The 23,746-nt window shown below is 65.7% G+C and carries 19 protein-coding genes; 9 read left to right on the top strand and 10 right to left on the bottom strand.

Features of this window, described 5'->3' with window-relative positions:
- Window positions 1-9 precede the first annotated feature (9 nt).
- From ACQR1B_RS02175 to ACQR1B_RS02155, 5 genes are all read left to right on the top strand, one after another.
- Window positions 10-288 carry a hypothetical protein gene (locus tag ACQR1B_RS02175; protein ID WP_434831455.1) on the top strand — a complete coding sequence of 93 codons (279 nt, stop codon included), beginning with the start codon at window positions 10-12 and terminating at the stop codon, window positions 286-288.
- A gap of 377 nt (window positions 289-665) precedes the next feature.
- On the top strand, window positions 666-2,660 hold the full coding sequence (locus tag ACQR1B_RS02170) for a carbohydrate porin (protein ID WP_434831456.1): 1,995 nt from the start codon (window positions 666-668) through the stop codon (window positions 2,658-2,660).
- 451 nt (window positions 2,661-3,111) lie between these two features.
- Window positions 3,112-4,422: a hemolysin family protein gene (locus ACQR1B_RS02165; RefSeq protein ID WP_434831457.1), complete on the top strand. Its 1,311-nt coding sequence runs from the start codon at window positions 3,112-3,114 to the stop codon at window positions 4,420-4,422.
- 1,037 nt (window positions 4,423-5,459) lie between these two features.
- Complete coding sequence (locus tag ACQR1B_RS02160) at window positions 5,460-7,193, top strand: ABC transporter permease (protein WP_434831458.1); 1,734 nt, start codon at window positions 5,460-5,462, stop codon at window positions 7,191-7,193.
- Window positions 7,194-7,208: 15 nt separating this feature from the next.
- Window positions 7,209-8,510: an ABC transporter ATP-binding protein gene (locus ACQR1B_RS02155; protein WP_434831459.1), complete on the top strand. Its 1,302-nt coding sequence runs from the start codon at window positions 7,209-7,211 to the stop codon at window positions 8,508-8,510.
- 230 nt (window positions 8,511-8,740) lie between these two features.
- Here ACQR1B_RS02155 and ACQR1B_RS02150 read toward each other — a convergent pair whose 3' ends face one another.
- The 3 genes from ACQR1B_RS02150 to ACQR1B_RS02140 form a co-directional block, all read right to left on the bottom strand.
- A complete protein-coding gene (locus ACQR1B_RS02150) occupies window positions 8,741-10,363 on the bottom strand; it encodes an FMN-binding glutamate synthase family protein (RefSeq protein WP_434831460.1) in 1,623 nt (540 codons plus the stop codon).
- Window positions 10,364-10,570: 207 nt separating this feature from the next.
- On the bottom strand, window positions 10,571-12,136 hold the full coding sequence (locus ACQR1B_RS02145) for an acyl-CoA synthetase (RefSeq protein ID WP_434831461.1): 1,566 nt from the start codon (window positions 12,134-12,136) through the stop codon (window positions 10,571-10,573).
- A gap of 165 nt (window positions 12,137-12,301) precedes the next feature.
- Window positions 12,302-13,075 carry a ferredoxin--NADP reductase gene (locus ACQR1B_RS02140; protein ID WP_434831462.1) on the bottom strand — a complete coding sequence of 258 codons (774 nt, stop codon included), beginning with the start codon at window positions 13,073-13,075 and terminating at the stop codon, window positions 12,302-12,304.
- Window positions 13,076-13,360: 285 nt separating this feature from the next.
- Here ACQR1B_RS02140 and ACQR1B_RS02135 point away from each other — a divergent pair, with 285 nt between their 5' ends.
- The 3 genes from ACQR1B_RS02135 to ACQR1B_RS02125 all read left to right on the top strand — a co-directional run bounded on the left by ACQR1B_RS02135 (window position 13,361) and on the right by ACQR1B_RS02125 (window position 17,176).
- Window positions 13,361-14,314 (top strand): RimK-like protein, encoded by a 954-nt coding sequence (locus ACQR1B_RS02135; RefSeq protein WP_434831463.1) that lies wholly within the window; start codon window positions 13,361-13,363, stop codon window positions 14,312-14,314.
- A 112-nt stretch (window positions 14,315-14,426) separates the two neighbouring features.
- A complete protein-coding gene (locus ACQR1B_RS02130) occupies window positions 14,427-15,566 on the top strand; it encodes an FAD-dependent monooxygenase (RefSeq protein WP_434831464.1) in 1,140 nt (379 codons plus the stop codon).
- Window positions 15,563-17,176 carry a benzoate-CoA ligase family protein gene (locus tag ACQR1B_RS02125; protein ID WP_434831465.1) on the top strand — a complete coding sequence of 538 codons (1,614 nt, stop codon included), beginning with the start codon at window positions 15,563-15,565 and terminating at the stop codon, window positions 17,174-17,176. Before ACQR1B_RS02130 ends, ACQR1B_RS02125 begins: the two co-directional genes overlap by 4 nt.
- 38 nt (window positions 17,177-17,214) lie before the next feature.
- Here ACQR1B_RS02125 and ACQR1B_RS02120 read toward each other — a convergent pair whose 3' ends face one another.
- Together ACQR1B_RS02120 and maiA are read right to left on the bottom strand one after the other, a co-directional pair.
- Complete coding sequence (locus ACQR1B_RS02120; protein WP_434831466.1) at window positions 17,215-17,724, bottom strand: MarR family winged helix-turn-helix transcriptional regulator; 510 nt, start codon at window positions 17,722-17,724, stop codon at window positions 17,215-17,217.
- Window positions 17,714-18,346 (bottom strand): maleylacetoacetate isomerase, encoded by a 633-nt coding sequence (gene maiA / locus ACQR1B_RS02115; protein WP_434831467.1) that lies wholly within the window; start codon window positions 18,344-18,346, stop codon window positions 17,714-17,716. The genes ACQR1B_RS02120 and maiA overlap by 11 nt, the downstream gene beginning before the upstream one ends.
- A gap of 102 nt (window positions 18,347-18,448) precedes the next feature.
- Here maiA and gtdA point away from each other — a divergent pair, with 102 nt between their 5' ends.
- Window positions 18,449-19,486: a gentisate 1,2-dioxygenase gene (gene gtdA, locus ACQR1B_RS02110; protein ID WP_434831468.1), complete on the top strand. Its 1,038-nt coding sequence runs from the start codon at window positions 18,449-18,451 to the stop codon at window positions 19,484-19,486.
- Window positions 19,487-19,491: 5 nt separating this feature from the next.
- Here the strand turns inward: gtdA and ACQR1B_RS02105 are convergent, their stop codons facing one another.
- The 5 genes from ACQR1B_RS02105 to ACQR1B_RS02085 form a co-directional block, all read right to left on the bottom strand.
- Complete coding sequence (locus ACQR1B_RS02105) at window positions 19,492-20,322, bottom strand: ABC transporter permease (RefSeq protein ID WP_434831469.1); 831 nt, start codon at window positions 20,320-20,322, stop codon at window positions 19,492-19,494.
- The gene (locus ACQR1B_RS02100; RefSeq protein WP_434831470.1) at window positions 20,315-21,088 is read right to left on the bottom strand and encodes an ABC transporter ATP-binding protein; all 774 of its coding nucleotides are present in this window, start codon (window positions 21,086-21,088) and stop codon (window positions 20,315-20,317) included. Before ACQR1B_RS02100 ends, ACQR1B_RS02105 begins: the two co-directional genes overlap by 8 nt.
- A 44-nt stretch (window positions 21,089-21,132) precedes the next feature.
- Window positions 21,133-22,134: an ABC transporter substrate-binding protein gene (locus tag ACQR1B_RS02095; RefSeq protein ID WP_434831471.1), complete on the bottom strand. Its 1,002-nt coding sequence runs from the start codon at window positions 22,132-22,134 to the stop codon at window positions 21,133-21,135.
- Window positions 22,135-22,432: 298 nt separating this feature from the next.
- Entirely contained in the window at window positions 22,433-22,918 is a 486-nt protein-coding gene (locus ACQR1B_RS02090) for a hypothetical protein (protein WP_434831472.1), read from the bottom strand.
- A gap of 123 nt (window positions 22,919-23,041) precedes the next feature.
- The gene (locus ACQR1B_RS02085) at window positions 23,042-23,725 is read right to left on the bottom strand and encodes an alpha/beta hydrolase family protein (protein WP_434831473.1); all 684 of its coding nucleotides are present in this window, start codon (window positions 23,723-23,725) and stop codon (window positions 23,042-23,044) included.
- Window positions 23,726-23,746: the final 21 nt, after the last annotated feature.

Raw genomic sequence — 23,746 nt, 5'->3', positions numbered from 1 at the left:
GCTTTCACCATGTCGATCAAGACCAGGATTGCCGCGGTCACGCTTGCCGCGCTCGCCGTGACCGGCAGCATCGCCGCGACGTCAACGCCTGCCGCTGCGGGCGGCTATCATCCTCACTGGGGCTGGGGCGTGGGAGCCGGGCTCGTCGGCGCCGCCGTCGTCGGCAGCGCGATCGCCGCCAACAACGACGCCTACTATTATGGCGACGGCTATCGCACTTGCCGCTGGGTGCCGCAATACGACATCTACGGCCGGTATCTCGGCCGCGTCCGGGCCTGCCGCTATTGATGCTGCGGCGCTCGCCCCGCCTAGCAACTCGGCCAAGCCCTTCGCTACTTCGCCTCACCCGTTCTGCCTCGGCCAGCGTCCCGCCCATGACGCAGGCCTCGAGTCCTGCCCCGACCCGCGTCTCCCCAACCCGCCCGGCCGCCCCCGGGCGGGTTGTCTGTTGCACAGAGGTCACACCCTCGGCCGAAGATGCCCAAACCCCGCAGCAAACTTGCTGTTGCAAATTAATTGCAATAGAAATCATCCACAAATCGCCGCTGCTGGTCCACAGTTTCGATCGAACATGGGCTACTTCGTAATCTTCTCGTGACTGTACGCGGACAATGAGATTCGGACTCCGTCCGCGCCGTTTTGCTTGCCTTGGGACTCTTCCGCCAATGATCCGCTCGAACTGCCCCCGAGAGATGATCCTCGCAGGCGCCATGATCGCCTCGCTCGGCCCGCTCGCCACGCCGGCTGCCGCCGCCGACCTGCCCGTCAAGGCGCGGATGGCGCAGACCGTGTTCGACTGGACTGGGCTCAATGTCGGCGTCCATGCCGGCTACACACGCGATCATGCCCGGGCGACCCTGACCGATCCGACCGGCGTGGCCAGCGCGGGCAGCCCGTTCAGCGGGCTCATCGGCGGCGTGCAGGCCGGCTACAATTGGGTCACCCGCTCCGGCCTGCTGCTCGGGCTCGAGGGCGATTTCGGCTTTCCGAACTATCTCACCTCCAACCACACCGTCGCGACGCTCGGCACGCCCGGCTCGAACGTGTCCGAACTGTGGGACTACGTCGCCACCGCGCGCGGCCGCGTCGGCTACGTCCAGGGTGATTGGCTGGTCTATGCCACCGGCGGCCTCGCCTGGACCGGCGGCCGCTTCATCAACACCGATGCGGCCGGCAACGATGAGAAGCGGCTGACCACCCGGCTCGGCTGGTCCGCCGGCGCCGGCATCGAACGCAGCTTTGCGCCGCATTGGAGCTGGCGCCTGGAATATCTCTACAGCCGTTTCGAGGACGGCGGCGTGCGCTTCTCCAACGGCGCCAGCTACACCTCCGCGCTGGATTTCCAGACCCTGCGCGTCGGACTCAACCGCAAGCTCGATTTCGCCGACGGCCCCGACCTCAAGCTCAAGAGCGATCCGTCCGATCCCGAGTCCGACCGCTGGGAGATCCACGGCCAGGCGACCGTGATCGGCCAGGGCTATCCTTCATTCCGCGCCCCGTATACCGGCGCCAACAGCCTCACCCCCGCGCGCCAGTTCCAGCAGACCTGGAGCAACAGCCTCTACATCAACGCGCGGCTGTGGGACGGCGGTGAGGTCTATTACAATCCGGAACTGCTGCAAGGCTTCGGGCTCAGCAACACCGTCGGCATCGGCGGCTTTTCCAACGGCGAGGCGCAGAAGTCGGACTTCCCCTACCCCCACTACAACACCTCGCGCCTGTTCCTGCGCCAGACCTTCGGCTTCGGCGGCGAGCAGGAGCAGTTCGGCAGCGGCCAGCTGCAGCTGTCCGGCAAGCAGGACATCTCGCGGCTGACCTTCCAGATCGGCAAGTTCGCCGTGCTCGACGTGTTCGACGGCAACGCCTACGCCAAGGACGCGCGCAAGGATTTCATGAACTGGTCGGTGTGGGCGCCCGGCGCCTTCGACTACGCGGCCGACAAGCTCGGCCTGACCTATGGCGCCACCGCCGAGCTGAACCAGAAGAGCTGGGCGCTGCGCGCCGGCTACTTCCTGATGGACGCCGTGTCGAATTCGAACAGTTTCGACATGAACGTGTTCCGGCGCGGCAGCTACGTCGTCGAGCTCGAGACGCGCTACCAGCTGTTCGGGCAGCCGGGCCATCTGCGCACGATCGGCTGGTTCAACAGCGTCTTCTCCGGCAGCTATCGCGAGACGCTCGACAATCTCGCGCTCAATCTCGACATCAGCCAGACCCGCCGCGGCCGCAGCAAATACGGCTATGTCGTCAGCTTCGACCAGGCGCTGTCGGACGAGCTCGGCCTGTTCGGCCGCTGGAGCTGGAACGACGGCAAGACCGAGATCATGGCGTTCACCGACATCGATTCCAGCCTGTCGCTCGGCGCTTCGATCAAGGGCACCCGCTGGGGCCGTCCCGACGACACCATCGGCCTTGCCGGCGTCAGCAACGGCCTGTCGAGCAACCACCGCGCCTTCCTCGCCGCCGGCGGCCTCGGCCCCTTGATCGGCGACGGCGCGCTGAACTACCGGCGCGAGAACATCATCGAGGCCTACTACGCCTATTCGATCAACAAATACCTGACCTTCACGGCCGACTATCAGTTCGTCAGCAACCCCGCCTACAACGCCGACCGCGGCCCGGTGTCGATCTTCTCGGGACGTTTGCACGGAGATTTCTGAGGGTGACGTCGCTGCTGCGTTAGCGCCTGCCGAGGCGAGTGCCGCGGGATAAAGCCAGATCCTCTCCACGGCCGTCATTGCGAGGAGCGAAGCGACGAAGCAATCCAGAGTGCCGCCCGCGCCCCTGGATTGCTTCGATGCGCTCGCAATGACGCTGTAGAGCCACAACGCCTCGTCAAAATCGCTGTCGTCCCCGCGAACGCGGGGACCCATACCGCGGAAGCTATCGAGGAACGTGACTGCCAGTTGCCCGCCTCATCAGGGCCGGTGGTTATGGGTCCCCGCGTTCGCGGGGACGACAGCGGAGGTCCAGGCGCGGCAAGTGCCCAATCTGACCGCCCACCCGCCCCCAACCATGCGCCCACCGCAACGCGGCATTGGGCGGTTGCCGTCCCCATATGCTAGGACCTGTCCCCATTCCCTGCCCATCCGGGCACCTCCACAGGTCTCAATGCTCTCCGTCGAACTCGCCATCATCGTCGTCCTCATTGTCGTCAACGGCCTGTTGTCGATGTCCGAACTCGCGATCGTCTCGTCGCGACCGGCCCGGCTGGCCATGCTGGCCGAAAAAGGCGTATCCGGCGCACGGCGGGCGCTGACGCTGGCCTCCGATCCCGGGCGCTTCCTGTCGACGGTCCAGATCGGCATCACCCTTGTCGGCGTGCTCTCCGGCGCCTTCTCGGGCGCCACGCTCGGCCAGCGCCTGGCGCAATGGCTGCTGGAACTCGGCCTGTCGAGCTCGGTCGCCGACATCGTCGGCGTCGGCCTCGTCGTCACCTCCATCACCTATGCGACGCTGATCGTCGGCGAACTGGTGCCGAAACAGCTCGCGCTGCGCGATCCCGAAGCCGTCGCCGTCCGCGTCGCGCCTGCCATGCAGGTGCTCGCCAAGGTGTCGCTGCCGCTGGTGGTGCTGCTCGATCTCTCCGGCAAGCTGATTCTCGCCCTGCTCGGCCGCTCCGGCGAGGGCGAGGAGAAGGTCTCCGAGGCGGAGATCCATCATCTCGTCCGCGAGGCCGAGACCGCCGGCGTGCTCGAACCCGGCGAGAAGGAGATGATCGCCGGCGTGATGCGGCTCGGCGACCGCCCCGTCGGCGCGATCATGACGCCTCGTCCCGAGGTCGACGTCGTCGATCTCAACGACGACCCCAAGGCCATCCGCGAGCTGCTGGCGAAAAGCCCGCATTCGCGCCTGCCGGTATCGGATGGCGAGCGCGACCGGCCGATCGGCGTGCTGCAGGCCAAGGACCTGCTGGCGGCGTACTTGCGCGACGAGATGCCGGACCTGCGCGGCCTGGTCCGCGAGGTACCGATCATTCCGTCCACCGTCGACGCGCGCGACGTGATCGCGATCCTCAAGGTCTCGCCGGTCCACATGGGACTGGTCCACGACGAATATGGCGCGTTCGAAGGCGTCGTGACCGCGGCCGATATCCTGGAATCGATCGTCGGCGCGTTCTCCTCCGAGGAAGGACCGCCGGAGCCCGCCTGCGTCCGCCGCGACGACGGCTCGCTGCTGGTGTCCGGGTGGATGCCGCTCGACGAGTTCGCCGATGTGCTGGCGATCGAGGTGCCGCCGCATCGCGGCTACCACACCGTCGCCGGCCTGGTGCTGCAGCACTTCGGCAGCGTGCCGGAGGTCGGCCAGAGCTTCGAGCTCGACGGCTGGCGCTTCGAGATCATCGACCTCGACGGCCGCCGCATCGACAAGATCCTGGCCACCAAGCTCGCGCCCGAGGGTGGCGAGCCGAATGTGGGATAGCTGAGCCCCCCGCTCTCACCGCACGAACGCTGCGCCCCCTCTCCCCGTTCTTCACGGGGAGAGGGTCGGGGTGAGGGGCAGCCGCACGGGCGATGCCTACTATTGGCGCCGGCCCATGAGTCCGATGGACCTGCGACGCAGCTCCGCTTGTGCCATGCCCCTCACCCGGATTGCTGCGCAATCCGACCTCTCCCCGCAAAGGGCGGGGAGAGGTGCACCGAGCCCGCCGCGCTCTGCGTGAACAAACAACTCATGGCCGATTCGCCCGTCGGGCAGAGTGCCGATCTCCCACATGCCGAACGACGGCAGATGGAGCACAAGGGCGACCTGCGCCGACCCCCTCATTTCCCCTGCGCGCTCAATGCCAAGCCCCGCTTCAAGATCCTCCGCGAAAAATAAACCGCTTCCGAAAATCATAAATCCCGTTCTATGCTGTCCCCGTTCCGGTCCTGATGAGGGGCGTACGCGTCGTCACGAACGTTGGGCCGGCAATGCGATGGACGGGATGGCGGCGCTGGACGAGCGTTGTCGTCACGGACGGCGAAATCGTGTGGTCCTGATCTCCCGACGCTGAGGTCCGCGGCAGCGTGCGTGATGCGCGCGTCGTCGCCACGGTGGCCAAAAAGCCCGGTGCACCGAGGAGAGCACGTATAAGCCGGTCAACTGTCGCGCAGGGAGGGCCGGGTCGTCCGGCTGACCTGTGGTTCCTGCCGCCTGCATTTTTCTCTCGCAGGCGGGCCACGGGCCTCAGTCGAGGTCCGGCCTTCCCTGCGCCCTCACATCTGCCGAGGGCCGACCATCTGGCATACCCCGGACATCCGATGTCGCGGGAACGTGAAGACGCGCCCCGCGTATCCTTTGATAGGCCGGAACGCGGCGCCGGACCCCGCCGCCGCTTGATATCAAACCATCATACAGGGCACCTAGGGTGCGAATTTGGCCGGCAGCCTGCCGGCTTGAACCCGCCCCGCGCGCCATGACAAGGAGGCCTCCGGAGCCATCGCCGATGGCTGCGGACGACGAGACGAGACACGCGGATGATGCTTCAGGACATCAGGACGACCGTGCTGCGCGACACCGTGCGCCCCAACATCTGGGACGTGGTGGCGCTGATCATCGTGGTCGGCGCGATGGTGCTGATCGTCTATGGCGGCGAGCAGACCACGCAGCCGCTGTCGGCGCTGGACAGTACGCCGGTGTCGCTCGATCCCGCCAACCTGCCGCTCTACGCGCTGCGCACCACCTTGCGCATGCTGCTCGCGATCGCCTGCTCGCTGGTCTTCACCTTCGTCTATGCCGCGCTGGCGGCCAAGAGCCGCCGCGCCGAGATCGTGCTGATCCCGCTGCTCGACATCCTGCAGTCGGTGCCGATCCTCGGCTTCCTGACCTTCACCGTCGTGTTCTTCATGAACCTGTTCCCGGGCAATGTGCTGGGCGCCGAGCTCGCCTGCGTGTTCGCGATCTTCACCAGCCAGGCCTGGAACATGACCTTCAGCATGTACCAGTCGATGCGCAACGTGCCGAAGGATCTGGAGGAGGCGACGCGCAGCTTCCACCTCTCCGGCTGGCAGCGCTTCTGGCGGCTCGACGTGCCCTATGCGATGCCCGGGCTGATCTGGAATGCGATGATGTCGATGTCCGGCGGCTGGTTCTTCGTCGTGGCGTCGGAGGCGATCACGGTCGGCAACACCACGGTGACGCTGCCGGGCATCGGCTCGTATGTGGCGCTCGCGATCCAGCAGCAGGATCTCGCGGCGATCGGGATCGCGCTGCTGACGATGCTGCTCGTGATCACCGCCTATGACCAGCTGCTGTTCCGCCCGATCGTGGCCTGGGCCGACAAATTCCGCTTCGAGCAGACCGCGTCCGGCGATCCGCCGGGCTCGTGGATGCTCGACCTGTTCCGGCACACCCGCGCACTGCGCAAACTGTCCGTGCTGTTCGCCGCCGTGAATCGCGCGTTCTCGAACCTGCGCTTGAACTGGCCGAAGGCCTGGAGCGGCCCGGTGCGCCACGCGCCGCCGTCGCAGCTCGTCGACGGGCTCTGGCTCGCGGTGGTCATCGTCGGCTGCTCCTATGCCGGCTGGAAGACCTATCTCTATCTCGCGGCGACGCTGGCGCCGGCCGACATCCTCAGCGCCATCGGCTACGGCCTGATCACGCTGGTGCGGGTCGCCGTGCTGATTGCGCTGGCCTCGCTGATCTGGGTCCCGGTCGGCGTCTGGATCGGGCTGCGGCCGAAGCTCGCAGAGCGGCTGCAGCCGCTGGCGCAGTTCCTCGCCGCCTTCCCGGCCAATCTCGCCTTCCCGGTGTTCGTGGTGCTGATCGTGCGCTATCGCCTCGACGCCAATGTCTGGCTGAGCCCGCTGATGATCCTGGGCACGCAGTGGTACATCCTGTTCAACGTCATCGCCGGCGCCAGCGCGTTCCCGACCGATCTGCGCGAGGCGGCTGCGAGCCTGCACCTGACCGGCTGGCGCTGGTGGTTCAAGGTCGTGCTGCCCGGCGTCTTCCCCTATTACATCACCGGCGCCATCACCGCCTCCGGAGGCTCGTGGAATGCCGCGATCGTCGCCGAGGTCGCGAGTTGGGGGGACACGCATCTGACGGCCTCGGGGCTCGGCGCCTACATCGCGGCGGCGACCGAACGCGGCGATTTTCCGCGCGTCGTGCTCGGCATCGCCGTGATGTGCATTCTCGTCACTCTGTTCAACCGGCTGCTGTGGCGGCCGCTCTACGCCTTCGGCGAACGCCGGCTGCGGCTCGGCTGACCGGGAGAATTTGTCATGCGCGACCAGGTCAAAGAGACATCGCTGATCGAGATCAAGGGCGTCAGCCGGCTGTTTCCGAAGGGCAGCGGCGAGGATCTCCTGGTGCTGGAGAAGGTCGACCTCACGATCCGTGCCGGCGAGATCGTCGGCCTGCTCGGCCGCTCCGGCTCGGGCAAGTCGACGCTGCTGCGCATCATCGCAGGACTCGTGTCGCCGTCCTCGGGCGAAGCCAGATATCGCGGCGAGGTGATCGCAGGTCCGCCTGTCGGCGTCGCGATGGTGTTCCAGTCGTTCGCGCTGTTTCCCTGGCTCACCGTGCTGCAGAACGTCGAGCTCGGCCTGGAGGCGCTCGGCATCGAGGCCGGCGAGCGGCGCAAACGCGCGCTGGCCGCGATCGACCTGATCGGCCTCGACGGCTTCGAATCGGCCTTTCCGAAGGAGCTGTCCGGCGGCATGCGCCAGCGCGTCGGCTTCGCCCGCGCGCTGGTCGTGCATCCCGATCTGCTGCTGATGGACGAGCCGTTCTCGGCGCTGGACGTGCTGACTGCCGAGACGCTCCGCACCGACCTCATCGACCTCTGGACGGATGGACGGCTGCCGATCAAGTCGGTGCTGATGGTGACGCACAACATCGAGGAGGCGGTGCTGATGTGCGACCGCGTCCTGGTGTTCTCTTCCAATCCCGGCCGCGTCGCCGCCGAGTTCAAAATCGACCTGCCGCATCCGCGCAACCGGCTCGACCCCGTCTTCCGCCAGCTCGTCGACAGCCTCTACGCCCGCATGACGCAGCGGCCCGAGCCGAAGCTGCCGAGCACCGCCAGCGCCGGCGTCGGCATGGTGCTCAATCACGTGTCGTCGAACTCGATCTCGGGCCTGATCGAGGCGCTCGCCGGCGAACCCTATAATGGCCATGCCGACCTGCCGGTACTGGCCGGACATCTCCAGCTCGAAGTCGACGAGATCTTTCCTCTCGCCGAGGCGCTGCAGCTATTGCGCTTCGCCCAGCTCAGCGAGGGCGATCTGACCCTGACCGAGGCCGGCCGCCGCTTCGCCGATCTCGAGACCGACGAGCGCAAGAAACTGTTCGCCCAGCACCTGATGGAGAACGTGCCGCTGATGGGCCTGATCCGCCGCGTGCTCGACGACCGCCCGTCGCATGCAGCACCCGCCACACGCTTCCGCATCGAGCTCGAGGACTACATGTCCGAGCACTATGCCGACGAGACCCTGCAGACCATCGTCTCCTGGGGCCGCTACGCCGAGCTCTTTGCCTATGACGAGCAGTCCGAGACCTTCAGCCTGGAAAACCCGCATTGAGGCGCAGGCCAACCCAACCCCCGCTGTCGTCCCCGGCAAGCCCGACGCCGCGCGAGCGGCATCGGGCGCCGACCCGGGACCCATACCGCGTGATCCATCTCGAGGCGGGCTGCGCGTTGAACCTTCAACGCAACAAGCAACCGCCTGTGGTTATGGATCCCCGCGTGCGCGGGGATGACGGCGAGTGTGGGGGCGCGACTTACAGCCTCACTGAGAACGGCGCAGCAATCTCACGCGGCCGCGAACGTATCCGGCCGCGCCATTGCCCAGGCGTCGCGAAAACGGACGTCATGGGTGCCGTCGAGCAGTTCGCCCGGGCGCAGCGACGGATAGAGTTTGGCGAAGGAGGACACCTCGGTGGTCGAGGTCCGCTGTGAGAAGTGGATGGGACGCAGGTCCTGCGGATGTTCGAGACCGGCCGCCGCGAGCAGCTCGGTCAGCGCATGCAGGGTGGCGTGGTGATAGTTGTAGACGCGGTCGATCTTGTGCGGAACGACCAGCGCGCGGGCCCGCGACGGGTCCTGCGTGGCCACGCCGGTCGGACAGCGGTCGGTGTGGCAGCTCAGCGACTGGATGCAACCGAGCGAGAACATGAAGCCGCGCGCCGAATTGCACCAGTCGGCGCCGATCGACATCGCGCGCGCCATGTCGAAGGCGGTGGCGATCTTGCCGGAGGCGCCGATCCTGATGCGGTCGCGGACGTTCATCCCGACCAGCGCATTGTGCACGAAATTGACGCCCTCGCGCATCGGCATGCCCAGATGGTCCATGAATTCGAGCGGCGCCGCCCCCGTGCCGCCCTCATTGCCGTCGACGACGATGAAGTCGGGATAGATGCCGGTCTCCAGCATCGCCTTGCAGATCGCCAGGAACTCCCAGGGATGGCCGATGCACAGCTTGAAGCCGGCCGGCTTGCCGCCCGACAGCCGCCGCATCTCGCCGATGAACTGCATCATCCCGATCGGCGTCGAGAACGCGCGGTGCGCCGCCGGCGAGATGCAGTCCTCACCCGTCGCCACACCGCGGATCTTGGAGATCTCCTCAGACACTTTGGCGGCCGGCAGCACGCCGCCATGGCCGGGCTTGGCGCCCTGGCTGATCTTGAGCTCGACCATCTTGATCTGTTCGGTGGCCGCGACCCGCGCGAACGCGTCGGGATCAAAGCTGCCATCGCGGTGGCGGCAGCCGAAATAGCCGGAGCCGATCTCCCAGATGATGTCGCCGCCCATCTCGGCGTGATAGGGACTGAAGCCGCCCTCGCCGGTGTCGTGGGCGAAGCCGCCACGCTTGGCGCCGCCGTTGAGCGCGCGCACCGCGTTCGGGCTCAGCGCGCCGAAGCTCATGGCCGAGATGTTGAACACCGAGGCCGAATACGGCTTGGCGCAATCGGGACCGCCGATCTGAATCCGGAACTTCTCCTCGGCGTGCGGCTTGGGCGACACCGAATGGTGCATCCACTCATAGCCCTCGCGATAGACGTCCTCCTGGGTGCCGAACGGGCGCTTGTCGAGCACCATCTTGGCGCGCTGGTACACGACGGCGCGGGTGTCACGCGAGAACGGCATGCCGTCCTTCTCGCTCTCGAAGAAATACTGCCGCATCTCGGGCCGGATCTCCTCGAGCAGGAAGCGCAGATGCGCGGAGATCGGATAGTTGCGCAGCACCGCATGGCTCTTCTGCACGAGATCGCGCACGCCGAGCAGGGTCAGCGCGCCGAAGATCAACAGCGGAATCAGGACGAGATCGAAGATCTTGCGATCGTAGATGCCGAGGATCAGCAGCAGCGCCGTCGCCGTGGCACAGATCGTCAGCACGATGAAGCGCGGCGAGAACGGGAGCAGCAGCGTATCCATGGGAGGCCTCGGGGTGGCTCGTGGAAGGTCTGGCGTCACGATACTACGCGCATCGCGAAGCAATCGTTACACAAGAGCGCGCAGTCGGCCATCGATCATATCACAACGTCGATAGCCCCGGGCTATGGACTGCGGCGCTGCGGTATCGATCCGCAGCGCCAGGCAGGCCTCCCGGCAGCACCCACGATCGCCAAGGGCGGCAGCCGTTTACCCCTCCGCAAACAGCCCCGAATGGGCCTCGCGCAACTGCCGCTTCAACAGTTTGCCGCTGGGGTTCTTCGGCAAGGCGTCGACGAACACGATCCGCTTCGGCGTCTTGAAGCTGGCGAGCCGGCTCGACGCCTGCGCCATCACCGCCTCCTCGGTCAGCTCGCAACCGGACTTGACCACGACCACGGCGACCACCGCCTCGACCCAGCGCGGGTGCGGCAGGCCGACGACGGCGACCTCCGAAACTTCGGGGATCAAATAGAGCGCCTCCTCGACCTCGCGGCTGGCGACGTTCTCGCCGCCGGTCTTGATCATGTCCTTCTTGCGGTCGACGATCGTGATGTAGCCCTCGTCATCGATGGTCGCGAGATCGCCGGAGTGAAACCAGTCGCCCTGGAAGGCCGCCGTGGTGCGCTGGTCGTCGTGGAAGTAACCGAGCATCAGATGCGGCGAGCGGTGCACGACCTCGCCGACCTGGCCCGGCGCGACATCGTTGAGGTCGTCGTCCACCACGCGGGTCTCGACGTTGAGCACGGCGCGGCCGCAGCTGCCCGGCTTGCGCAACTGATCCTCGGGTCCCAACATCGTCGCCAGCGGCGCGATCTCGGTCTGGCCGTACAGATTCCACAAGCGAACCTCGGGCAACCGCTGCGCCAGTTCGCGCAGCACCTCGACCGGCATGATGGAGGCGCCGTAATAGCCCTTGCGCAAAGTGGAGACGTCCGTGGTTTCGAACAGCGGCGAGCGCAGGATCGAGATCCACACCGTCGGCGGCGCAAAGAACGAAGTGATGCGATACTTCGCGATCAGCGGCAGCAGATTGTCCGGCGTCGGAAATGCCGTGATGATGTTGGTGGCGCCGACATAGATCGAGGGGCCGAAGAACACGTCGAGCTGCGCGCAATGATACAGCGGCAGCGCGTGCAGCGTGACATCATCGGCTGCGATGCCGGCATCGACCACGCAGCTGACATACTGCCAGATCACCGCGTCATGGGTCAGCATCGCGCCCTTCGGCAGCGACTCCGTGCCCGACGTGTAGACGATCTGCACGACGTCGCTGCCCGCAATCTCGACTGCCGGCACGGCCTCTGTCGAGGCCGCAAGCTCGGCGAAATCGATCATGTCGCTGTGCCGCTCGCTCGGACCTTCCGACGGCAGCCAGATCAGTTGCTCGACCGCGGGCGCCAGCGCCTTGGCGGCACGCGCCACGCCGGCGAAGCCGCTGTCGGTCGCGAGCAGCCGCGCGCCGGCATGCTTGAGGATGTAGGCGACCTCTTCGGGCTTGAGCATGAAGTTGATCGGCACCAGCACGGCGCCGAGCCGCGCCAGCGCGAAGCGCAGGGCAGCAAAGGCATGCGAATTGCGCGCAAGGATCGCGACGCGCTCGCCCTTGCCGACGCCGCGGGCGGCGAGTCCTGCGGCCAGACGATCGGCGATGGCGTTGAATTCGGCGTACGTCCAGCTGGTCTCGCCGCAGATCACGGCCGTCTTGTGCGGCGTCCGCGCCGCGCTCCGCCGCAAGAGATCCCCGAGCGTCTGCCGTCGTACGATGGAATCCATGCTCATCCCCTCCCTATTTGGCGTCGGACGTCTGACGGCCCGATCTTGGTGCCGAAAATCGCACGGCCGCTCGGACGCGTGCAAGGAGGATATTGCCAACGAAAAGAGCGCCCCGATTGCGTCGAGGCGCTCTTTCCAAAATGTCAAAACTGGAAGGCGGGACGCTCAGCGCTCCACGAACGCCTTCTCGATCACGAAATGGCCGGGCTCGTTGCCGCTGCCTTCGAGGAAGCCGCGCGACTCGAACATGGTCTTGAGCTCGTCCAGCATCGCCGGGCTGCCGCACATCATGATGCGGTCCTTGGCGATGTCGAGCGCGTGCTGGCCGAGATCGTTGAACAGCTGCTGCGACGTGATCAGGTCGGTGATGCGGCCGCGATTGCGGAACGGCTCGCGGGTGACGGTCGGATAATACTGCAGCTTGCCTTCGAGCAGCTCTCCGAACAGCTCGTCCTCACGGAGCTTGGCCACGACGCTCTCGCCATAGGCGAGTTCGGCGACCTGGCGGCAGCCATGGACCAGCACGATGCTCTCGAAGCGCTCGTAGACGTCGGGGTCCTTGATCAGGCTCGCGAACGGAGCCAGTCCCGTGCCGGTCGACAGCAGCAGCAGCCGGCTGCCCGGCAGCAGATTGTCGGGGATCAGCGTACCGGTCGCCTTGCGGCCGACCAGGATGGTGTCGCCTTCCTTGATCTTCTGCAGCCGCGACGTCAGCGGACCGTCCTGCACCTTGATGCTGAAGAACTCGAGTTCCTCCTCGTGATTGGCGCTCGCCATGCTGTAGGCGCGCAGCAGCGGGCGCCCCTCGACCTCGAGGCCGATCATCGCGAACTGGCCATTCTGGAAACGGAACCCCGCATCGCGGGTCGCCCGGAACGAGAACAAGGTGTCCGTCCAGTGGTGAACGGAAAGAACTTTCTCTTTATAGAACGCGCTCATGTCGTTTGTTTTTTCACGTGGGCTGAAGTTGGAAGAAACAAGTCGTGACGAGAGGGGCCGCAAAAACCCTATGGATCCGGCGATTTTCGGCGCCTGATGTACGTGAAAACAGCGAATAATCAACCCGCATGGATGCACCATTGATCGCGATCAAACGCATGCCGGCCGATGCGGTTTCGCTTCGATCGGCCATTCGTTCGTACACAAACGATATCGGTAATTTACTTGCCGACATCCTGACTTTCCAGCACTTTCGTTTCGCACATCCAGCCCAATCCTTGAGCAATGGTTAACCATCCGCACCTCCAGCTCGCCGCCGTCACCCGCTATTGCGCCGAACGGGGCATCGCCCTCGACGTCCGTGAGGACGGCTGGTTGCTGATCCTGGGCGATGCGCCCCGGCGTCATTTCATTTTCGGCTACGATTTCGGCCTCAACAGTGCGGTGGCGCACAGATTGGCCTGCGACAAGGCCGCCACCGCCAGCTTGCTGGCGGCTTCGGGAATTCCCGCTATCCCGCACGCGTTCGTTCTCGCGCCGGCGCTGACGGGGGCGCGTGAGCCGGACTGGCCGTCAATCCTGGAATTGCTCGAAAGCCATCCGAAGGGGCTGGTCGTAAAGCCCAATGAGGGGACGTCGGGCCGCGCAGTGACACGCGCGACGACCGCGGCTGAACTGAAGGGCTCGCTCACCCGAATTTTTGCGACCGGCGCGAGCGCCGCGATTGCGCCGCTCCTGCAGATCGCGGACGAAGTCCGGGTGATCCTGCTCGATGATGTGCCGCTGATCGTCTACCGCAAGCAGCGGCCCGTCGTGAGCGGAGATGGCGGCCATTCGCTGCGTGAGCTCGCGCTCGCGACAGTGCCGGTGCAACAGCATGCGCAACTGCTGCGGCGTCTGGCCGGCGAATTCGATGCGTCGACACTGGACGCCATCCTCCCGCGAGGCGCGCAGCGCCTGCTGAGCTGGCGGCACAATCTCGAATTCGGTGCGCAGCCCGTGCTGCTGACGGCCGGTGCGCTGCGCGAGGCCTGCACCGCGCTGGCCCGCGCGGCCGCGCGCGTCATCGGCATCCGCTATACGTCCATCGACGTCGTGCTGGTCGACGGGCACTGGCAGGTGCTCGAAATCAACTCCGGCGTGAAGATGGAGGTGCTCGGCCGGCATGCGCCGGAACTCGTCGAGACGGCCTGCTTTGCCGCTCTCGACAAGGTGTTCGCACATCATCCTTCGGGATGAGGGCAGCCCATCTGCATCGAACCGGGCAATAAGATTTCGCTGGCTTCGCTCAACACGAGGGAATAGTCTCCGATCCAAAATAAACAGTATACTGTCAATTGGGAGAACGTCCTTGCGCATCGCCGTGCTCGGCGGCGGCCCTGGCGGGCTGTATTTCGCCTATCTCTGGAAGAAGCGGCACCCGGCCGCCGTGGTCGACCTGTTCGAGCAGAACCCGGCCGGCGCGACCTGGGGCTTCGGCGTGGTCTTTTCCGACCAGGCGCTGGAATTCCTGCGCGCCGATGATCCCGACACCGTCGACGCGATCACGCCTGGTATGGAGAGCTGGCGCAACATCACGCTCAATCTGCGTGGCGAGAGCGTTGAGATCGACGGCGTCGGCTTCTCGGCGATCGGCCGGCTCGATTTGCTCAAGCTGTTGCAGGCCCGTGCCGAGAGCGTCGGCGTCGCGGCCCGCTACGGCACGACCGTCCAGTCGCTGGACCAGCTCGTGGGCTACGATCTCATCGTCGCCGCCGACGGGCTCAACTCGCTGGTGCGCCGCAGCTTCGAGGGCGACTTCGGCTACTCCGTCTCCTACTCCAGCAACAAATTCGCCTGGTACGGGACCTCAAAGACCTTTGCGACGCTGTCTCAGACCTTCGTCACGACCGACCGAGGCAGCTTCAATGCCCACCATTACCGCTATGCGCCGGACATGAGCACCTTCCTGGTGGAATGCGATCGCGCGACCTGGCAGGCCTACGGCTTCGCCGAGAGATCGGTCGACGAATCCCGGCGTATCTGTGAGCAGGTGTTCGCAGATGCGCTCGACGGTCATGCGCTGGTCTCGAACCGGTCGGTGTGGCGCAATTTCCCCTGGGTCTGGAACGAGCATTGGTGGCACCGGAACATGGTGCTGATCGGTGACGCGCTTCACACCGCGCATTTCTCGATCGGCTCGGGAACGCGGCTCGCGATCGAGGATGCGGTCGCGCTCGCCAAGGCGCTCGATGCGGAAGCCGATCTCTCCGACGGCCTCGCGCGCTACCAGGCCGAGCGGCAGCCGATCGTGAAGAAGCTGGTCAACGCGGCGCGCACCAGCGCCGGCTGGTACGAGAACTTTCCTGCCCACATGGCACTCGGGCTGATGGATTTCGCCTACAGCTACATCACCCGCTCGGGCCGCATCGATGACGACAGGCTGCGCGCCATGGCTCCGCAGTTCATGGCCCGCTACGCGGCGTCGCGCAATGGGGGAGAGCGGGCATGACGATGGAGATTGCGGACCACGTTCCTTTCGACAGCGCCGGCGCACGCGAAATCGGCTTTGCGATTCCCACGCGCTACAACGCCAGCCGGCTGTTGTTCGACAACCTCGCCAAGGGCAATGCGAACAAGCCCGCGCTGATCGGCCCGGCCGGCCAGCGCAGCTACGCCGAATTGTGCCGTGAGGCCTGCCGCTGGGGTAACGGCTTCACCGCGCTCGGGCTCACCCGCGGCGACCGCGTCCTGCTGTTCCTCGACGACACCCCGGCCTATCCGGCTGCGTTCTTCGGCGCGGTGCGTGCGGGCTTCGTGCCGCTCCTGATCAACACGCTGACGCCGCCGGACCTGCTGCAGTTCTATCTCGCCGATTCCGGCGCCAAGGTTGCGGTCGCGGATGCGGAATTCGCTGGACGGTTCGACGCGCAGGCTTGCGCGGCGACGGCGCTGCAGACGCTGATCGTCGTCAACGGTGAGCCGCCGGAGACCGCAGCGCCATCGACGGTTGCAGTCGATCCCTGGCTGCCGGGCTTCGCCGATCAGCTCGCGGAGGCCGATACCCACCGCAACGAGATGGCATTCTGGATGTACTCGTCCGGCTCGACCGGCCGCCCGAAGGGCATCGTCCATCTGCAGCACGACATGGCCTATAGCGAGCAGGCGTTCGCGAGGAACGTGCTGCGGCTGACCCCGGACGACATCTGCTTCTCGGTACCGAAGATCTTCTTCGCCTACGGCTTCGGCAACGCGATCACCTTTCCGTTCTCAGTGGGCGCGACGACCTTGCTGCTGCCGGGGCAGCCGAAGCCCGCGGCCATCTTCGATGCGATCAGCCGATTTCGTCCGACCGTGTTCTTCGGCCTGCCGACGCTCTACACCGCGCTCACCAAGGCCGACGGCGCGAAGGACGCGGATGTCTCGTCGCTGCGGCTGTCGGTTTCCGCGGCAGAGGTGCTCTCGGCCGAGGTCTTCAACGGCTGGAAGAGCCTGACGGGCCTGGAGATCGTCGAGGGTCTCGGCTCGACCGAAGTGCTGCACGTCTATCTCTCCAACCGCGAGGACCGGAAGAAGCTCGGTGCGGCCGGGCTGCGCGTGCCCGGCTACGAGCTCGCGCTGCGCGACAGCGACGGACGCGACGTCGGCACGGGCGAAGAAGGCATTCTCTGGGTTCGCGGCGATTCGAATACGCCGCTGTACTGGAACCGGCCGGACAAGACCGCGGAGACGATCCGCGACGGCGGCTGGATCTACACCGGCGACCGCTTCGTGCGCGATGCCGACGGTTTTCATTTCTTTCGCGGCCGCGCCGACGATCTGGTCAAGATCTCCGGACAATGGGTGTACCCGCTGGAAGTCGAGCTCTGTCTCGCCGAGCATCCGGACATCCGGGAATGCGCCGTATTCGCGCACGAGTTGCCGGACCGCCGCATGAGCCTGAAGGCGGTGGTGGTGACCAACGGCCGGTCCCACGACGAGCCCGCGATGACCAGGGCGTTGCAGGACTACATCAAAGCGAAGCTGCTGCCTTACAAATATCCGCGCGAGATCGTATTCATCGACGAGTTGCCGAAGACCGGCACCGGCAAGATCGACCGTCAGGCGGTGATGCGGCTATGAGCGAACGCTGTCCGCGACGCATCCACAGGCGCCTGCGATCAGCCGGTCTTGCCGAGATGCTCCAGCGCGTCTTCGGCGCGCAGCGGCACGCGCGACACTTCGTTGTTGAGATCGACCAGTTGCGACAGCAACGCCATCAGCATCTTGCGGTCGGCCGATTTCAGCGGCGCCAGCATCCGCGCCTGGGCCCGATCGACGACCGGCATGATGTTGCGCAACAGCACGGCGCCTGCCTTGGTCAGATAGAGCAGCTTGACGCGCTTGTCCTCGGCCGAAGGCTTGCGCTCGACATGGCCCTTCGCCTCGAGCCGCTCGATCACGCTGCCCAGCGTCGAACGGTCGAAGGCAATCACGGCCGACAGCCGCGTGGCGTCGATGCCCGGATGGGTCTGGATGGCGACCAGCGCGGCGTACTGCACCGGCGTCAGATCGAACTCCCGGCATTCCTCGACGAAGATGGAGACCGCGATCTGCTGCATGCGCCGGAACAGATAGCCGGGCTTGGTGTAGACCGCATCCATGGTGATGACAGGCGGCTTACTCGGCATCGGGCTGACGCTCCGGTGCAGCATCCGCGAACGCCGGCATCGCCTTGGCGGCAGCTTCCGCCTGCAGCAGGCGCGGAAACGCCCCGACGTCGACGCCGAAGCGGCGCGCGTTGCCGAGCTGCGGAACCAGGCAGAGATCGGCGAGCGTGGGCGCCGCGCCGAAGCAGAACGGGCCCGGTTCATGCTTGACCAGCGCTTCGCAGGCAGCAAGTCCCTCCCGGTTGGCCCAGCCGGCCCAGGCCGTGACCTTGTCCTCGGGCAGGCCCAGCTCGCGCAGCCGCGCCAGCACCTTCAGGTTCTGCACCGGATGGGTATCGCAGGCGAGCACCTGCGCGAAGGCCCGGATCTGCGCACGGCGCAGAGGATCACTCGGCAGCAGCGGCGGTTCGGGATGGATCTCGTCGAGCCATTCGATGATGGCGAGCGACTGGATCAGCACGGCGCCGGTATCGTCCTCGAGGGCCGGAACGAGGCCTTGCGGATTGAGCGCGAGATAGGCGGGCGCACGCTGCTCGCCCCTGCGGAGGTGATGCGGCAGATGCACGACGGTGAGACCCTTGAGTTTCAGCGCGATCCTGACGCGATAGGACGCACTGCTGCGGAAATAGCCGTGCAGCTTCATTGGGTCACCCCTCCCGACATGACATCTCTGGTTGCAATTGACGGTAACGTATTTGACAGTATACTGTCAATCAATAACGACATCTGATCACGGGAGGGGCATATGGCCGCGACATCGACGCCGGAACGCGAGGCGTTCTACAGGAAGATCGACGGCGAGAACATGACCGCGCTGTGGACCGTGATGAGCGATCTCATCACGCCCGAGCCGAAGAGCGCCTGTCGGCCAAATCTCTGGCAATTCGCGGCGATCCGCGACTACATGGTGGAGGCCGGGCGGCTGATCACGGCCAAGGAAGCCGAACGTCGCGTGCTGATCCTGGAGAATCCGGGTCTGCGCGGCCAGTCCAAGGTCACGACCTCGCTCTATGCGGGCATCCAGATGGTGATCCCGGGCGACATTGCACCGGCGCACCGGCACAGCCAGTCGGCGCTGCGCTTCGTGCTCGAAGGCCAAGGCGCATTCACGACCGTCGACGGCGAGCGCACTTTGATGCAGCCCGGCGATTTCATCATCACGCCGTCAATGACCTGGCATGATCACGGCAACGAAACCTCCGAGCCGATGTTCTGGCTCGACGGCCTCGACATTCCCCTGGTGCAGTTCCTCGACGCTTCGTTCGCGCAAGGCTCGCAGGAAGATCAGCAGAAGGTCGCGCGCCCCACGGGCGACAGCTTCGCCCGCCACGGTCACAATCTGCTGCCCGTCGATGCCAAGCGTCGATCGAGGACCTCACCGATCTTCAACTATCCCTATGCCTACACGCGCGAGGCGCTGGAGAGCGCCAGGCGCAGCGAGGAATGGGATGCGTGCCATGGGCTGAAGTTGAAGTTCTCCAATCCGGAGACCGGCGACTTCGCGATGCCGACGATCGGCACCTTCATCCAGCTGCTGCCGAAGGGCTTCAAAACCGCGCGCTATCGCTCGACGGATGCGACGGTGTTCACGGCGATCGAAGGCAAGGGGCGCAGCCGCATCGGCGATCAGACCTTCGAATGGGGGCCGCGCGACCTGTTCGTCGTGCCGAGCTGGCAATGGGTCAGCCACGAGGCGGACGAGGATGCAGTGCTGTTCTCGTTCTCCGACCGTCCGGTGCAGGAGAAGCTCGACCTGTTCCGCGAGGATCGCGGCAATGCGTGAGGCGTTCAGCGCCAGTGCAGGAGGCGCGCTTCGAGCAGGCTGATCAACCGGCCGACCGCGAGGCCGAACAAAGAGAGCATCAGGATGCCGGCCATCAGCTGATCGGTCTGCATCAGATTGCCGGCCTGCAGCACGAAGGTGCCGATGCCGGTCTCGGCGCCGATCATTTCCGCCGAGACCACCAGCATCAGCGCCACCGAGGCGGTGATGCGAAAGCCGGCCAGAATCGACGGCAGCGCGCCAGGCCAGATCACCTTGCGCACGATGGTCGGGAACGGCACTTCGAAACTCTGCGCCATCCGGATCAGGTTGCGCGGCACCGCATCGACGCCGCTATAGACCGAGATCGTGGTCGAGAAGAACACGCCGAGCGCGATGGTCGCGATCTTCGGCTGCTCGCCGATGCCGAGCCAGAGAATGAGCAGCGGCAGCACGGCGATCTTCGGGATCGGAAACAGCGCCGAGACGAAGGTGATGCCGATGCTGCGCGCCACGCGCCACAGGCCGATGGCAAAACCGACGACAATGCCGGAGGCCGTGCCGAGCGCCCATCCCAAGAGGATGCGGAGCAGCGAGGCCGAGACGTGCTGCCATAGCGCACCGCTCGCTGCGAGTCGCGTGAGCGCGCTGACGATGCCAAGTGGCGTCGGCAGGAACAGGGGATTGACCAGCGCGAGACTGCCGATCAGTTGCCAAAGCCCGAGCGCCGCAGCGAGCGCGAGCAGACCCGCCCAGCGGCTCGCCGACGGCGTGAAGCCGCCGCCGCGGAAACGCACCGGCGTGGTCTCGGCTCCACCGACCGCGCGACGCGTGTCATTGGGCGCGCGATCAAGCATGCTGGACCTCGCGCTCGGCATCGATCGCCTCGGTCCGGATCAGCGCCCACAGCTCGTTCTGAAGATCCAGCAACTGAGCCCGCACCGCCGCCTCGCCGCGATCGCGCCGTCCGATCGGAACGCTCACGACCTTGCGGATACGGCCGGGGCGTCGCGACAGCACGACGATCCGGTCGGCGAGCCGCACCGCCTCTTCCAGATTGTGGGTGACATACACCGCGCCCATGCTGCCGTCGGCGAGCAGGTCGACGAAATCCTCCATCAGGAGTTCGCGGGTCTGCGAGTCGAGCGCCGACAGCGGCTCGTCCATCAGCAGCATCGCCGGCCGAACCACGAGTGCGCGCGCGATGCCGACGCGCTGGCGCATGCCGCCGGACAATTGCTTGGGATAGGCCGCCCGAAAGTCGGCAAGCCCGGTGCGCAGCAACGCATCGTCGACCGCCGCAGCCCGCTGCTGCGTGGACAACGACGTGTGGAGAAGCGGGAAGGCGACGTTGTCCGCAACGCTCGCCCAGGGCAGCAGCGCGAAATCCTGGAACACGAAGGTCAGGGGATTGAGGCTGCCCGGCGGCGGCGCGCCGCGGAGCAGCGCCCGCCCTGCCGTCGGCTGCAACAGTCCGCCGAGGATCGCCAGCAGCGTGCTCTTGCCACAGCCGGATGGGCCGACGACGGCAACGACCTCGCCGGCGCCGACCGTGAACGACACGTCATGGAGCACATCGAGTGTATCGAAGCGATGACTGATGGTCTCGGCGAGCAGGTCCATGTCAGACGATTCCGGTGCAATGCCGCTGGCCCGATCTTCTCCGGTCAATCGGGCTTCACATAGTCTTTCGCAATGATCGCGGCCGCATCATAGCCCGGGTCCGCGAAGCCCTGCGCCTGCAGCCATTTGATCTGGCTGTCGATGTTCTTGACGTCGAGCTTGCCGTCGGGATCGATATAGGCGCAATTGCCGACCACCTGCTCGACCGGCAGGTTGGTGTACTTGCCGATGATCTCGAGCAGCGGCTTCGTCTTGTCGTCGATGGCGGCATTGCCGTCCTTGACCGAGGCGAGCACGACGTCGTGATACTCGCGCTCGGCGCGCTGCAGGGATGCGAGCAGCTTCGTCACCACCGGTGCGTTGGCCAAGGTCTTGTGTCCGGCAAACACGCCGCTGACCTGCCACGGCGTCTCGTCGCCGACCCAGCCGAGGTGCTTGACGGCGCCTTCCTCCATCAGCTTGCGCGCGGCCGAGACCGGCATCAGCGCGGCATCGACGGTCTCGCCCTTGATCGCGGCGGCCATGTTCGCCATCGACTGCAGCGGGACGATCTTCACGTCAGCGAGCTTGAAGCCGTATTTGTCGGCGAGCAGCCCGAGCGAGTAGTGAAAGCTCGACCCGATTTGGGTCATCGCCACGCGCCTGCCGGCGATGTCCTTCGGAGTCTTCAGGCCGGCCTCATAGGCCTTGTTGCTGGCGAAGTAGCCGATCAGCGGATAGCCGGGACGGTCCCGGCTCATGCCCGCAATGATCTTCAAGGCACCTTTGCCGGCAAGATTGTAGAGCCCGGCGGTGAATGCGGTGACGCCGACGTCGACGTCACCGGTCGCGGTGGCCACGGCGATCGGTTGCGCCGCATCGAAGAACTTCAGCTCGACGTCGAGGCCGGCCTCACGGAAATAGCCCTTGTCGAGCGCGATGAATACCGGCGCGGACGACGACAACCTGAGAACCCCGATCCGCAGCTTCGCCTCGTCGGCCTGCGCGGCGCCGATCGATGCAAAGAACAAAAGGGCCGCCAAGACCAGGTTCACATACCGGAACATCAAGCTCTCCAAGATCCGGCGAGCCGAGGAACCGGCCCGACGGTCACCCGGACTTGTTGCAATATTTCGAGCCGGATGTCGCGGCAAATTTGCCCACAGCAGCGGTCCGAGAGGCCGGGAGCCTTGGGCGCAGCATCAACGGTGAAAAAGACGGAGGAATCCTCTCCATCGCACCCCCTGCAAAAACGCTGTTGCCGAGTCGGTTCGCGTCGCCTGCCGCGCGGTCACGAGGGGCGTTGGCGCGGACGCGCCAGCGTGCGTTAGCCTGTCTCCCGTTCGGGCGCGGCGGTCGATCGCCTCAGAAAGTCTTTACCTCCGGCTTCTCGCCGTTCGACAGGAAGGTCGCTTCGAAGTGCCCAAGCTCGCTGTCAGCGGAGCATTCGATGAGGGAGGGACCCTTGAATGGGTTTCCATACCTGCAACGTCCCTTGGCCGCTACGGTATTGATCTTCTTGCTCGGGTATTCTCCGATCATCACGAGGTCGACCGGCGCGACACGTTTGTCAGGTCCGACCCTCTTCTCCAGATCGCCACGGTTTGAAAACGTGATCACACCGCCATTGAGCAGGATGAAATAGAACCCGCTGCGCTGATCGTCGTAATCAGTATTGAGCAAACTACCTGTGCACTCCAGGCTGCGATCCTGGCCAGCGACGACCAGCTTCTGGCATGTCCCCTTCACGGTGGCCATGCCCGTCAGGCGGGAGTCCGCACGTCCTGAACCCGCCGACATCAAGAGCGCGCCAGCAACAAGCATCGTCGCAGTCAGCGTTGCCGACTTCATCGAAAGTCCTCCTTGTCAGACCGTCGGCGAGAACAATGACGCAACCTGAGGCGAGACAAAAGTTCTTTTTTTGTTCTCGTTTGATCTTTTCGTAAAATATGGGCGCGGAACGCTTCCGAGGCGTCAGGCGCGGAGGGCGTCGACCCATGACGCGAACGCCTGCGTCAGTTCCTCCATGACGGCCTGATCGTCCCTGCCGGACCGCGCCGGCACGTGGAAGGCATGATCGGCCTGTTCGACGCGATGCAGCGTCGCGCGCGGTCCGAGCCGCGTCACGACCGGTTCGAGCAGCGTCATCTCCGCAAGCTTGTCGCGCGTGCCCTGCAGGAACAGCATCGGCAGCTCGATCGCATCGAGATGGTCGGCGCGTGCCACGGACGGCTTTCCGGCGGGATGGAGCGGAAAACCGAAAAAGGCGAGCCCCGCCACACCCGGCAGCGGGGCTGCGCTTTGCGCCTGCGACGACATCCGCGCGCCGAACGATTTGCCGCCGGCGATCATGGGCAGTCCGGGACAGAGCCGTGCAGCTTCGGCGACGGCGGCCCGCACCGTGGCCTGCGCGAGCGCGGGTGGATCGGGCCGCCTGCTGCCCTTCTCCATGTAGGGAAACTGGAAGCGCAGCGTGGCGATGCCGCGCGCCGCGAGACTTTCAGCCGCCTGAATCATGAACGCGTGGGTCATGCCGGCCCCTGCCCCATGCGCGAACACGAAGCAGGCACGCGCCTGCGGCGGCGTAATCGACAACGCGGAGACGGTGCCCGCGCCATCGACCGGAATGGTGACGAAACACGACTGGGAAGCGGTCATCGCGTCAGCTTGCTGCCGCGC

Source organism: Bradyrhizobium oligotrophicum (genome assembly GCF_051168495.1).
Taxonomy (GTDB): domain Bacteria; phylum Pseudomonadota; class Alphaproteobacteria; order Rhizobiales; family Xanthobacteraceae; genus Bradyrhizobium; species Bradyrhizobium oligotrophicum_A.
The sequence above is the reverse complement of the archived record's forward strand: the minus strand, read 5'-3'. Positions and strand labels throughout refer to the sequence as shown.